At 60.6% G+C, this 13,491-nt stretch carries 11 protein-coding genes; 4 read left to right on the forward strand and 7 right to left on the reverse strand.

Features of this window, described 5'->3' with window-relative positions:
* Positions 1-24: 24 nt before the first annotated feature.
* Together MGEO_RS02120 and MGEO_RS02125 are read left to right on the forward strand one after the other, a co-directional pair.
* Entirely contained in the window at positions 25-3,009 is a 2,985-nt protein-coding gene (locus MGEO_RS02120; protein WP_085635028.1) for an error-prone DNA polymerase, read from the forward strand.
* 51 nt (positions 3,010-3,060) lie between these two features.
* Positions 3,061-3,405 (forward strand): antibiotic biosynthesis monooxygenase family protein, encoded by a 345-nt coding sequence (locus MGEO_RS02125; RefSeq protein ID WP_085635029.1) that lies wholly within the window; start codon positions 3,061-3,063, stop codon positions 3,403-3,405.
* 152 nt (positions 3,406-3,557) lie between these two features.
* On the opposite strand, the gene MGEO_RS02130 is transcribed toward MGEO_RS02125, so the two are convergent.
* The 5 genes from MGEO_RS02130 to MGEO_RS02150 form a co-directional block, all read right to left on the reverse strand.
* Positions 3,558-4,742: an amino acid aminotransferase gene (locus MGEO_RS02130; protein ID WP_085635030.1), complete on the reverse strand. Its 1,185-nt coding sequence runs from the start codon at positions 4,740-4,742 to the stop codon at positions 3,558-3,560.
* Positions 4,742-5,599: a 3-mercaptopyruvate sulfurtransferase gene (sseA, locus tag MGEO_RS02135; protein ID WP_085635031.1), complete on the reverse strand. Its 858-nt coding sequence runs from the start codon at positions 5,597-5,599 to the stop codon at positions 4,742-4,744. Before sseA ends, MGEO_RS02130 begins: the two co-directional genes overlap by 1 nt.
* Before the next feature lie 133 nt (positions 5,600-5,732).
* On the reverse strand, positions 5,733-6,206 hold the full coding sequence (gene smpB / locus MGEO_RS02140) for an SsrA-binding protein SmpB (RefSeq protein WP_085635032.1): 474 nt from the start codon (positions 6,204-6,206) through the stop codon (positions 5,733-5,735).
* Positions 6,207-6,343: 137 nt separating this feature from the next.
* Positions 6,344-7,888 (reverse strand): alanine/glycine:cation symporter family protein, encoded by a 1,545-nt coding sequence (locus MGEO_RS02145; RefSeq protein ID WP_085635033.1) that lies wholly within the window; start codon positions 7,886-7,888, stop codon positions 6,344-6,346.
* A gap of 20 nt (positions 7,889-7,908) precedes the next feature.
* The gene (locus MGEO_RS02150) at positions 7,909-8,343 is read right to left on the reverse strand and encodes a universal stress protein (protein ID WP_085635034.1); all 435 of its coding nucleotides are present in this window, start codon (positions 8,341-8,343) and stop codon (positions 7,909-7,911) included.
* 305 nt (positions 8,344-8,648) lie between these two features.
* Here MGEO_RS02150 and MGEO_RS02155 point away from each other — a divergent pair, with 305 nt between their 5' ends.
* Both MGEO_RS02155 and MGEO_RS02160 read left to right on the forward strand, forming a co-directional pair.
* Entirely contained in the window at positions 8,649-10,034 is a 1,386-nt protein-coding gene (locus MGEO_RS02155; protein ID WP_085635035.1) for a cytochrome ubiquinol oxidase subunit I, read from the forward strand.
* A gap of 3 nt (positions 10,035-10,037) precedes the next feature.
* Positions 10,038-11,048: a cytochrome d ubiquinol oxidase subunit II gene (locus MGEO_RS02160; protein ID WP_085635036.1), complete on the forward strand. Its 1,011-nt coding sequence runs from the start codon at positions 10,038-10,040 to the stop codon at positions 11,046-11,048.
* Here MGEO_RS02160 and MGEO_RS02165 read toward each other — a convergent pair.
* Together MGEO_RS02165 and serA are read right to left on the reverse strand one after the other, a co-directional pair.
* A complete protein-coding gene (locus tag MGEO_RS02165) occupies positions 11,035-11,772 on the reverse strand; it encodes a metallophosphoesterase family protein (RefSeq protein WP_085635037.1) in 738 nt (245 codons plus the stop codon). The genes MGEO_RS02160 and MGEO_RS02165 overlap by 14 nt on opposite strands.
* A 70-nt stretch (positions 11,773-11,842) precedes the next feature.
* Complete coding sequence (gene serA / locus MGEO_RS02170) at positions 11,843-13,438, reverse strand: phosphoglycerate dehydrogenase (protein ID WP_085635038.1); 1,596 nt, start codon at positions 13,436-13,438, stop codon at positions 11,843-11,845.
* Positions 13,439-13,491 lie beyond the last annotated feature (53 nt).

Genomic DNA, 13,491 nt, shown 5'->3' on the forward strand with positions numbered 1-13,491 from the left:
AAAATAAGAACATAAAAGAGAGATATGTTCGCAGAGCTGTCGATCACCTCCAACTTCACCTTCCTCACCGGGGCCTCCCACCCCGAGGAGTATATGGAGCGTGCCGCCACGCTGGGCCTCTCGGCCATCGCCATCACCGACACCAATTCGGTCGCGGGCATCGTCCGCGCCTGGACGGAAGGGAAAACCCTCCAGCGCCTGATCCGCGAACGCACCGAACTCGAGGCCCGCAATGGCCCCATCGGTCCCCCCGTGCCGGGTCACATCGACCACCGGCGCTCCCACATCCTGACCCATGTCCCCCGGCTTATCCCCGGCGCAAAGATCGTCACCGATACCGGCTTCACCGCCACGGTGCTCGCCAGCACACGACAAGGCTGGGCGCAGCTCTGCCGCCTCATCACCACCGGCCGCCGCCGTGCGCCCAAGGGTGAATGTCACCTGACGCTCGACGATCTGGTTCCCTGCACCGACGGTCTCATCTGGCTCCTGCACCCGCCAACACACGCCCTGACGGCAACGGGCGGCGCGGGCGACTGGCATTCACAGGCGGAACGGCTGTCGCGCCGCTTCCCCGGACAGACCCATCTCCTGCTCAGCCCGCTCTATGACGGGCAGGACAGCCCCCGCTTCGACCGCATCGCAGCACTGGCACAACGCTTGGGCCTGCCCACCATCGCATCTGCCACCCCGATCATGCACCACGGCCGCCGCCGCAAGCTGGCCGATGTGGTCACCGCCATCCGCCAAGGCTGCCGCGTCGACGAACTGGGCACCAAGGCGCTCGCCAATGGCGAACAGCGCCTGCGCTCCGAGACCGAGATGCGCCGCCTGCTTGGCACTCATGCCGATGCGGTGGACCGCGCCGCGCAGCTGGCCGAGACCTGCACCTTCGACCTCGGCCAGCTGCGCTACGAATACCCCAGCGAAATCACCGGCACCGAGACCGCATCGCAGCGCCTTTCCCGCCTCGCCCATGAGGGGCTCAAATGGCGCTACCCGCATGGCGCGCCCGACAAGGTGAAAAAGCTACTCGCCCATGAACTCACCCTGATCGGCAAGCTGAAATACGAGCCCTATTTCCTTACCGTGCGCGACATCGTCGCCTTCGCGCGAGACAGGAACATCCTCTGCCAGGGGCGCGGGTCCGCCGCCAACTCGGTGGTCTGCTACTGCCTCGGCGTGACCTCGGTCTCCCCCGAAATCGGCACGATGGTGTTCGAACGCTTCGTCTCAGAGGCGCGGGACGAGCCGCCCGACATCGATGTCGATTTCGAACACGAACGCCGCGAAGAGGTGATCCAGCACATCTACGACCGCTACGGTCGCCATCGCGCCGGCCTCTGCGCCACCGTGATCCACTATCGCGGCAAACGCGCCATCCGCGAGGTCGGCGCGGCCATGGGCCTGAGCCAAGACACCATCGGCGCGCTCTCCTCGCAGCTCTGGGGGTTTTTCTCGACCAACGGCCTCGAAGAGCACCGCATGCGCGAAATCGGCCTCGATCCCGACGATCACCGCCTCAAGCTGACGATGGAACTGATCTTCGAGATCATCGGCTTCCCCCGCCACCTGTCGCAGCATGTCGGCGGCTTCATCATCACCGAAGGGCGGCTTGACGAACTGGTCCCGATCGAAAACGCCACGATGGAGGACCGCACCGTCATCTGCTGGGACAAGGACGACATCGACGCGCTCGGCATCCTCAAGGTCGATGTGCTGGCCCTCGGGATGCTCTCCTGCATCCGCAAGGCGTTCGATCTCATGACCCTGCATCACAGCCAAAACTACAACCTCGCCACGCTCCCCCCCGAAGACCCGGCGGTCTATGACATGCTCTGCAAGGCCGACAGCGTCGGTGTCTTCCAGGTCGAATCCCGCGCGCAGATGAACTTCCTGCCGCGGATGAAACCCCGCACTTTCTATGATCTGGTGATCGAGGTCGCCATCATCCGCCCCGGCCCCATCCAAGGCGACATGGTCCACCCCTATATCCGCCGCCGCAACGGCGAAGAAGAGGTGAGCTTTCCCTCCGACGAACTCGGCGCGGTGCTGGGCAAGACGCTGGGCGTGCCGCTCTTTCAGGAACAGGCGATGCAGATCGCCATCGTCGGCGCGGGCTTCACCCCCGAACAGGCTGACCGCCTGCGCCGCTCTCTGGCCACCTTCAAGAAGCACGGCAATGTCAGCGAATTCCGCACCCTCTTCATGCGCGGCATGCGCAACAAGGGCTATGACGACGATTTCGCCGAACGCTGTTTCTCCCAGATCGAAGGCTTCGGCTCCTACGGCTTCCCGGAAAGCCACGCCGCCAGCTTTGCCCTGCTGGTTTATGCGAGCGCATGGATCAAACACCACCACCCCGGCATCTTCGCCTGCGCGCTGCTGAATTCCCAGCCGATGGGCTTCTACGCCCCCGCCCAGATCGTCCGCGATGCGCGCGAACACGGCGTGACGGTCCTGCCCGTCTGCATCAACGCCAGCTTCTGGGACAACGTGATGGAACCCGACACCAAAGGTGGCCTCGCCCTGCGGCTGGGCTTCCGCCAGATCAAGGGCCTGAACGAGGAAGACGCGTCATGGATCGCCGCCGGGCGCGGCAATGGCTACCAGAGCGTGAACGACCTCTGGCGCCGCGCCGGGCTGGACCCCGCCACCATCGCGCGACTGGCCGAGGCCGACACGTTCCGCGAGATCGGCCTTTCCCGCCGGCAAGCCCTATGGGAGGCCAAGGCACTGACCACCCGCAAGACCCTGCCGCTTTTCGATGGCGACATCGACGGCGAAGGCATCGTCGAACCCGCCGCCCTGCTGCCGCAGATGACAGAGGGCGAACAGGTGGTCGAAGATTACGTCGCCATGCGCCTCACCCTGCGCCGCCATCCGGTGGCGCTGCTGCGGCACATCCTGACGCCGGATCAGCCCCGCACAATTGATCCGTACGTTTCAACACCCAAACCGTACAAACCACCCATGCCTCTGCCCTTCACCCGCGCAAACCCGGACTGATTGCCAAGCCTCGCCAACCCCGCCATTCTCCGCCGCGAAAGGGAGCAACACATGATCGCCATCATCTTCGAAGTCATGCCCGCAGAGGGCCAGAAAGACGCCTATCTCGACATCGCAGCCACCATGCGCCCCATGGTTGAACAGGTCGAAGGCTTCATCTCGGTCGAACGCTTTCAAAGCCTGACCAACCCCGACAAACTGCTCTCGATCAGCTTTTTCGAAGACGAAGACGCCGTCCTGCGCTGGCGAAAGCTCGCCGCACACCGGAACGCCCAGTCAAAAGGCCGGAACGGCATCTTTTCGGACTACCACCTGCGGGTCTGCCACGTGATACGCGATTACGGCATGTTCGACCGCGACCAGGCACCCGAGGACAGCATCAAGGCGCACGGCTAACCCTTCTCCTTTTTGCAAATATGCAAACGCAACTTTGCAAAGGTCGCTCTGCCCCAAAAAACGCATCACGCGAACAAACACACGAGGCCGCAGGCCGAGACAAAAAGAATGGGCGCCCGAAGGCGCCCATGCAATTTGAATAACGGGTAAACTCAGATCCCGACGTCGATGATCGCCTTGGCCAGAATGGGCACCGAGTCCTTGTTCAGACCTGCGATGTTCAGACGGGAATCCCCAACCAGGTAGATCGCGTGCTCCTCGCGCAGACGCTCCACCTGCTCCGGCGTCGCCCCGAGGCGCGAGAACATACCCCGGTGCTGGGCGATAAAGCCAAAGCGGTCCGAACCGGACAGGCGCTGCAACTCGGCGGCAAGTTGCTCGCGCAGACCCAGCATGCCATTGCGCATCTCTTCCAGTTCCGCAGCCCATTCTGCGCGCAGCGCATCATCGGTTAGAACCATCGTCACAAGGCGCGCGCCGTGATCGGGCGGGAAGGAATAGTTCTGGCGGTTCAGATAGGCCAAAGTCCCCTGGTTCAGCTTATGCGCCGACGGATCGGCGGCCACGGCCATCAGGAGACCGGTGCGCTCACGGTAGATGCCGAAGTTCTTGGAACAGCTTGCTGCAATGATGGTCTCCGGCACCGAAGAGGCAATCAGGCGTGTCGCCGCCGCGTCTTCCTCAAGCCCGTCGCCAAAGCCCTGATAGGCAATGTCGACCATGGGGGTCGCGCCCGTCTTGATCAGCAGATCGACCAGCGCCTTCCACTCGGTCATGTTGAGGTTCGCACCCGTCGGGTTGTGGCAGCAGCCATGCACCAGAACAATGTCGCCCGGTCCCGCTTGGGCAAGGTCTTCCATCATCCCTGCAAAATCCACACCGCGCGACTCGTCGTCGAAATAGCGGTAGGGCACCATGGTCATGCCCATGTGCTTGAGGATCGACAGGTGGTTCGGCCATGTCGGATCGCTGACGAACACCTTGGCGTTCGGGTTCGCCATCTTGACCATGTCAAAACCCTGACGCACCGCGCCCGTACCGCCCGGCGTGGCGACAGCGGCCACGTTTGCGCGCGGCACTGCATCGCCGAGAACCATGGCGATCATTGCGTCGGCAAAAGCCGGATCACCGGCGAGCCCGGTATAGGCCTTGGTGGTTTCGGCCTCCCACAACTGCTGCTCGGCGTTCTTGATCGCGCGCATGATCGGCGTGTTACCGGACGCGTCCTTGTAGACACCGACGCCCAGATCGATTTTCCCTTCGCGCGGATCGTCGCGATAGGTTTGCATCAACGCCAGGATCTTGTCGGCAGGTTGTTCCTTGAGGGTCTCAAACATCAGTCATCTCCAGTGGCCACCGGTACCGTGGGGAACATTCCCCATTCGGACCACGAACCGTCGTAAAGGGAATGGTCGTCCTTACCCATGCGGGTCATTGCGAGCGTCAGGATCGCTGCAGTCACGCCCGAGCCGCATGTGGTGATTGCGGGTTTCGAAAGGTCCACACCCGCCGCCTCAAAGATCGCGCGGGTTTCCTCGGGCGACTTCATGGTCTGATCATCATTGAGCAAGCTTGCGTAATGCACGTTCTTTGACCCGGGGATATGCCCGCCCCGCATGCCGGGGCGTGGTTCGGGCTCTTCACCCCGGAACCGGCCGGGCGAGCGCGCGTCGATGATTTCCTGATCGCGGAGCTTGGAAGCGGCCGAGACCTGCGTCACGTCCTTGACCAGATGTGCCTGCCTCCGCACTGTCATGTGGCGATCCCGCACGATCGGTGGCAAGTCTTCAATCTCTCGTCCTTCGGCCACCCATTTCGGCAGACCGCCATCAAGCACGGCGATATCGTTCTGGCCCATCAGTTTGAAAAGCCACCACACGCGGGCCGCGGAAAAGATACCAGCCCCGTCATAGACCACCACCTGATGCCCGTCTCCGACGCCCATGGCCCGCATCCGGGACATGAACTTTTCAATCGGCGGGGCCATATGCGGAAGATCGGAGCGGCTGTCGGCAATGTCGTCAATGTCGAAGAAACGCGCGCCGGGAATGTGACCGGCGGCGTATTCCGCTTTTGCATCCCGTCCTGCATCCGGCAGGTAATACGATCCATCGAGAATTCGCAGATCAGGGTCGCGCATGTGCGAGGCCAGCCATTCTGTCGAAACCAGAGTCTTCGGATCGTCCTGTGCCATATCTGTCGCCACATCTGATAAGGATCGGTTCTGCATAGAACCCGATGATCCGACTCGCAAGCGATTGCCCATGAAAGACGCTTCGATGCGTCAACGCATCGTGGTTTTCCGTCGACGGAAAGCCGCCCCCGCCTTACCCTGCGTTCTTCAACAGACGCTGCTTCTGGCGGCCCCAGTCGCGTTTGGCCTCGGATTCGCGCTTGTCGTGGGTTTTCTTGCCCTTGGCGATGCCAAGCTTCATCTTCACCATGCCCTTGTCATTGAAATAGAGCACCAGCGGGACAATCGTCATGCCCTTGCGCTGGGTTTCATTCCAAAGGCGTGACAATTCCTTGCGCGACACCAAGAGCTTGCGCCGGCGGCGTTCCTCATGCGGGAACATCGCACGGTTGTAGGGGGCGATATAGGAGTTCACCAACCACAGCTCGCCATCCTCGACCGCTGCGTAACATTCGGTGATGTTGGCGCTGTTCTCGCGCAGCGACTTCACTTCAGACCCTTGCAGAACGATGCCCGCCTCCAGATCGTCCTCGATGGCATAGTCGAACCGCGCCCGACGGTTGTCGGCGATCACCTTGTAGTTCGGATTGTCCTTCGGCTTGGCCATCGCTGCGGTCTCCTTTGCCCGCGAGAGGGCTAGATATAGGATGTCCCGGCGGTTTTGAAACCGCTTTTCTGGAGCGCCACGCAAAAGGGCGGACCAAATGGCCCGCCCCTTCGTCCTTCACTCTGCAGATACTGCAATCAGGTGAATTTCTTGATCTCACCCGACTTGAGGCGCGACAGGTAGCTGTTCATTTCACGCTTCACGATGGGCATCAGCACGTAGAGACCGATGATGTTGACCACCGCCATCGCAAAGATCGCCGCGTCGGAGAAATCAATGACCGGACCAAGGCTGGCCGCTGCGCCGATCACGACGAACAGGCAGAAGATCAGCTTGAAGGTCAGCTCCTGCGCCTTGCCCTCACCAAAGAGGTAGGTCCATGCCTTCAGCCCGTAGTAGGACCACGAGATCATGGTAGAGAAAGCAAACAGGATCACCGCCAGCGCCAGCACATATTTGAACCCACTAATGGAGGACGAGAACGCCGCCGAGGTCAGAGCCACGCCAGATGTGTCGCCGACGGTCTGGATCGCTGTGCCAGCTTCATTCAACAGGTAGTTGCCGGTGTTCGGGTCCGCGATCAGCTGACCGGTGATGATGATCACAAGCGCGGTCATGGTGCAGACGATCACCGTGTCGATCAGCGGTTCAAGAAGCGACACGAACCCTTCGGTGATCGGCTCTTTTGTGCGGACCGCAGAGTGCGCAATCGCAGCCGAACCGACGCCCGCCTCGTTCGAGAACGCTGCCCGCTTGAAGCCCTGGATCAGCGCGCCGACGAACCCGCCTGCAACACCCAGGCCGGTAAAGGCACCTGCGAAGATCTGACCGAAGGCCCAACCGATCTTGTCATAGTTCATCAGGATGATGATCAGCGCCGTACCGACATAGATCACACCCATGAACGGCACGACCTTTTCCGTCACGCGCGCAATGGACTTGAGACCCCCGACGATCACGGCAAAGACGATGCCGGCAAAGACCACGCCGGTGATCCAGCCGGGGTATTCACCAAACACGTTGGTCAGCTGCGCATGGGCCTGATTGGCCTGGAACATGTTGCCGCCACCAAGTGCGCCGAGGATGCAGAAGATCGAAAACAGGATTGCAAGGATGCGTCCACCGCCGACGCCGCGTTCGGCAAAACCTTTGGTCAGGTAGTACATCGGACCGCCGGACACCGTGCCGTTGGCGTATTCGTTGCGGTATTTCACACCCAGCGTACATTCGGTGAACTTGGACGCCATGCCAAGCAGACCGGCAAGGATCATCCAGAAGGTTGCGCCCGGACCGCCGATCCCGATCGCGACTGCAACACCGGCGATGTTGCCCAGACCCACGGTGCCAGACAGCGCGGTGGCGAGAGCCTGAAAGTGACTGACCTCACCTGCATCGTTGGGGTCCGAGTAATCTCCTTTGACCAGCGCGATGGCATGACCGAAGGCGCGGAACTGGATCACACCGAAATAGACGGTGAAGACGGTTGCTGCGATCACCAGCCAGCCGACGATCCATGGAAAGCTGGTGCCGGGGAAGTTGCTGAAGATCAGGCTGACAAACCAGCCGGTTGAGCTGGCGAAGATTCCGTTAATGGTTTCGTCGATGGATTGTGCGGATGCTGCGAGGGCTCCGGACATGGTGAAAAAGGCGGCCAAAACCGCCGCTGGAACAAGACGTGTCATCTATGAAATTCCTTGTGCGATTATGGAACGATGGTGCAGGGCACTGGCGCGACCTGAACCAGAGACCCGGCAACTGAGCCGAAAACCCGGCTCGACAAACCGCCATCGCCGTCACGGCCGATGACCATTTGTGTCGCGCCCTCTTTCTTGGCGACATCGCACAGTGTCTTGGCGACATGCCCGTACTTGATCTGAGTTTCGACCGGCACACCCGCAGCGGCGATTGTGGATTTGAGCGGCGCCATCAATGCCTTTTCAGCGCGTTCCAACTCTTCGGTCCGCCGCGCATGGCGCTCTTCAATTTCTTGTGGAGTGAGGAATGAATACGGTGACCATTCCAGCACGTGAACAATCAGGATACTGCCGCCCTGGGCCTCGGCCCGCGACACGGCGAAATCAAGAGCGCGTTTTGAAACATCGCTCCCATCGTATCCCACAACGAATTTCTCAGACATAATGTCCCCCTTGCGAAATGTTCCCGGTCTAAACGCCGGTCCTCACAATCTATCATCTTGCGGAAAGTCTATTTGCCTCTTTTCCTGCCGAACACAGCGCAATCGCCGCAAATATCTTTCGCAGGACAATCCATCTGAGCAAGAATTTCCTGCGCAATAGACGTTTTGAGCAATGCGCAACCTTGGGCAGAAGGCGAAACGGCGCTGCTTGAAAACCGGTGCGCAATGCTGTCGCAGGAACGGGGAAACCTGCATCTGCGACCTATCTTATTTCCTGACAGAAATGGTTTCTTAAGGTTGGTCAAATGGACACGCTCATCCTTTCCCGCATCCAGTTCGGTGCCAATATTTCGTTTCACATCCTCTTCCCGACGATCACCATCGCCTTGGGCTGGGTGCTTTTGTTCTTCAAACTGCGCTTTGCCCGGACAGGTGACCAGAAATGGATTGAGGCCTACCGCTTCTGGGTCAAGGTCTTTGCCCTCAGCTTTGCCATGGGAGTGGTGTCCGGCATCACCATGTCGTTCCAGTTCGGAACCAACTGGCCGGGCTTCATGGAAAGCGTCGGCAATATTGCCGGCCCGCTTCTCGCCTATGAGGTGATGACCGCCTTCTTCCTCGAAGCTGTGTTCCTTGGGATCATGTTGTTCGGCATGTCGAAGGTGCCAAGCTGGCTCCACACGCTCTCGACCTTCTTGGTGGCGTTCGGCACGACAATGTCGGCCTTCTGGATTTTGGTCCTGAACAGCTGGATGCACACACCCGCCGGGTTCGAAATGCGCGATGGCGTCGCCTTCGCCACCGATTGGTGGGCGATCATCTTCAACCCGTCGATGCCGTACCGCCTTGTGCATATGCTGCTGGCCTCCGGGCTCACCGTTGCCTTCCTGCTCGCAGGTCTGAGCGCGTTCCGCTGGCTGATCGGTGACCGGTCGAACGGCGTCCGGGCGACACTCAAGACCGGCATGACCCTTGGTGCGGTGCTGATCCCGCTGCAGATCCTTGCCGGCGACTTCCATGGTTTGAACACGCTTGAGCATCAGCCGCAGAAAGTGGCGGCGATGGAAGGCAACTGGGAAACCGGCCCGAACGTGCCGCTGGTGCTCTTTGCGATCCCGAACGAAGAGACACGGTCCAACGATTTCGAGATCGGCATTCCGAATGGCGCATCCTTGATTCTGAAGCACTCCCCGGATGGCGTGGTGCCGGGTCTGAATGACTTCGTCACCCAAGACGGCACCGTGCTGCATCCGCCAGTGGCGCCCGTGTTCTACAGCTTCCGCATCATGGTCGCGACAGGCATGGCGATGTTGCTGCTCAGCTGGTCCGCCGTGTTCTTCATGGCCCGCAAGAAGCGCGGTGTCGAAGGCCTGCCGAAACCGCTGCTCTGGGCGATGGTGCCGATGGCGTTCTCGGGCTGGGTCGCAACGCTCGCCGGTTGGTACACCACCGAGATCGGACGTCAGCCGTGGCTGGTGCAAGGTGTGCTGACCACCGAAGCCGCCGTGGCCGACGTGCCCGCCCCGATGGTCGCCTCGACACTGATCGCCTACCTGGCAATCTATGCAGCCCTGCTTGCTGCTTATATCGGCGTGCTGTTCTACCTCGCACGCAAAGCGGCCAAAGGTGAACCGCTCGGAGCACGCATTCCTGCAGCGTCCGAAGCCCAAGTCACAGTCCCAGCGGAGTAAACCATGTATCTGTTCGGAGATCCCGCAACCTGGTTGCCCCTGGCCTTTGCCGCCCTTCTCGGGCTGTCGATCCTGATCTACGTGGTTCTCGACGGGTTCGATCTGGGCGTTGGCGTGCTCTTCCCCTTCGCAGACCCTGACGAGAAAGACCGCATGGTCGCCTCCATTGGTCCCTTCTGGGACGCCAACGAAACATGGCTGGTTCTGGCCATCGGCATCCTGCTGGTGGCCTTCCCGACCGCCCATGGCACGATCCTGACTGCGCTCTATCTGCCGGTCGCGGTGATGCTGGTCGGCCTGATCCTGCGCGGTGTGTCTTTCGAGTTCAGGGTCAAAGCACCGGTCAAACATAAACCGGCATGGGACACAGCCTTCTACACAGGCTCGATGATGACGTCGTTGAGCCAAGGCTACATGCTTGGCATGTATATCATGGGGCTGGAAGTGACGGCCTTCACTCTGGCTTTTTCGGCGGTCACGGCGGTGTTCCTCACCGTCGCTTACAGCTTTATCGGTGCGACGTGGCTGATCCTCAAAACCGAGGGCGCGTTGCAGCTTAAGGCGGTGCGCTGGTCCAAAGGCGGGATCTGGGGCGTTGTGCTGGGGCTTGGGGCGATCTCCATTTCCTCCCCTCTGGTCAGCCCGCGCATCTTCGACAAATGGTTTTCGGTTCCTGAATTCTTCCTGCTGATGCCTCTGCCGCTGATGTCAGGCGCGCTGATCGTTCTGCTTTGGCTGAGCCTGCGCCGTCTGCCCACCAGCGATGACAGCTTTGCATGGTTTCCCTTCGCGGCGACCATCGTTCTGTTCGTGCTGGGCTTCTTCGGGATGGCCTATTCGTTCTACCCGTTCATCGTACCGGACCAACTGACCATATACGAAGCGGCCAGCGCCCCCGAAAGCCTGTTCATCATCCTGATCGGCACACTCTTCGTGCTGCCCATGATCCTGGGATACACCGCACTCGCCTACACCGTGTTCCGCGGCAAGGCGACGGCACTCAGCTACGACTAGGGATGCGCTCGCGGCCCATGTCGGTCAATCGGAACACCTCGTCCTCCTCGAACACCGCAACGGTGAGCGGGCGCCCGTAACCGGCGCCCGTATCGAGGTTGATCCGGTTCGCATAGCGCTCGGGCGCATCCACGGGCGTGTGGCCGTGAACAACGATGGAACCGTGATCGCGTTTGTCACTGTGGAACTCTTGCCGGATCCAAAGCAGATCGTTTTCGGCCTGCTGATCCAGCGGAACACCCGGACGAATGCCCGCGTGTGCGAAGAACAACCCGTCTTCCAGATGCGATGTTTTCAATCCGCGCAGGAATGCTTTGTGCGTTTCTGGAACTTCAGCATGCAATAGATCGGCAAGGTCAGCCTTGCGAATGCGGTCCGGCAGGTAAACGCCATAGGATGCGATGGTTTCCGTCCCACCGATAGCCGGGTGAAACCAGTGATATCCAACCAGCAGATGCGGATCAAAGCGTGGGCCATCGGGGTGAAGATACCACTCAAAGAATCGGTCATGGTTGCCTTTAAGGCAAATCCAGTCGCGTCCTGCATTCTGCCCATCGACAAGAGTGTCGATCACGCCTTTGCTGTCCGGACCGCGATCCACGTAGTCGCCCAGAAAGACCACCCGCGCGTTGGCACCGCCGTCGGCGTCGATCTGCGACAACGCGGTTTCCAGCATCCCATGCTGCCCGTGAATATCGCCAATCGCGTAAAGTATGCCTGTCATGCCTGTTGTGTGGCATGTGGTCGGGAGCGGCGCAATCAGAACCGCTCCCGGTGCTTTGTTATGTCGAGCTTCAGGCCACGTCGAACTGCAGCGGCTTGACCTGCCGGAAGAGACCGGTCGCCTTGAGCTTGTCCACGACATTCGCCGGTACCGGCTCGTCAACGTAGAGAAGCGCAATCGCCTCACCCTTGGCGGCAGAACGGCCAAGCGTGAAATTCGCGATGTTCACGTTGTTCTCGCCCATGGTGGTGCCCAGCGTACCGATGATGCCCGGCACGTCTTCGTTGGTGGTGTAGACCATGTGCGCCCCGATCTCGGCGTCGATATTGATGCCCTTGATCTGGATGAAGCGCGGCTTGCCATCGCTGAACACGGTCCCGGCGATCGAGCGTTCGCGCTCAGCGGTGACCACCGTCACTTTGATGTAGCCATCAAAGGCACCGGACTTGGCCTGATTGGTGGTGCTGATCTTGATGCCGCGCTCCTTTGCGATAAGCGGCGCGCTTACCATGTTCACGTCCGGGTTGACCCGCTTCATGATGCCCGCAATTGCCGAACAGTTCAGCGCATCGAGGTTCATCGAAGAGACGGTGCCGTCATACAGGATGTTGATCGCCTTGATCGGTTCGTCGGTCATCTGACCGATAAAGCTGCCCAGGTGATCGGCCAGTTTGATCCACGGCCCCATGATCTTGGCTTCCTCGGCGGTCACCGACGGCATGTTGAGCGCGTTTTCGACAGCACCGGTCAGCAGGTAGTTGGCCATCTGCTCGGCCACCTGAAGCGCCACGTTTTCCTGCGCTTCTGTTGTGGCAGCCCCAAGGTGCGGGGTGCAGACCACGTTGGGCAGGTTGAAGAGCGGGTTCTCTGTCGCGGGCTCTTCGCTGAACACGTCGAACGCGGCCCCAGCCACATGGCCGGATTTCAGCAGATCGGCCAGCGCCTCTTCGTCCACCAGACCGCCACGGGCACAGTTGATGATCCGCACGCCCTTTTTGGTCTTTTCGAGGTTCTCGCGGCTCAGGATGTTGCGGGTCTGATCGGTCAGAGGCACGTGCAGGGTGATGAAATCAGCGCGCTTGAGCAGGTCGTCCAGTTCGACCTTCTCGACCTGCATCTGCTTGGCTTTGTCCTCACCGAGGAACGGATCGTAGGCAATGACCTTCATCTTGAGGCCACGGGCGCGATCACAGACGATACCGCCGATATTGCCCGCACCGATCACACCCAGCGTCTTGCCGGTGAGCTCGACACCCATGAATTTCGACTTTTCCCACTTGCCCGCATGGGTCGAGGCCGACGCCTCGGGGATTTGGCGCGCACAGGCGAACATCATGGCGATGGCGTGCTCGGCGGTGGTGATCATGTTGCCGAAGGGCGTGTTCATGACGATCACGCCTTTCTTGGACGCCGCGTCCTTGTCGATGTTGTCGGTGCCGATCCCGGCGCGGCCAATCACCTTGAGGTTCGTCGCGTTCTCGAGAATCGTCGGCGTGACCTTCGTGGCCGAGCGGATCGCGAGACCGTCATATTGGCCGATCACTTCGGCCAGCTTGTCCTTGTCCTTGCCGAGGTTCGGCTGGAAATCGACTTCGATCCCGCGGTCCTTGAAGATCTGGACGGCGGCGTCGGAAAGTTTGTCAGAGATGAGTACACGGGGGGCCATGTCAGTGGTCCTTTTGAATATCGGGGGAAGGTGCGTGACATCACGCACCCTTC

Origin of the sequence: Marivita geojedonensis (assembly GCF_002115805.1) — a bacterium.
GTDB classification, from domain to species: domain Bacteria; phylum Pseudomonadota; class Alphaproteobacteria; order Rhodobacterales; family Rhodobacteraceae; genus Marivita; species Marivita geojedonensis.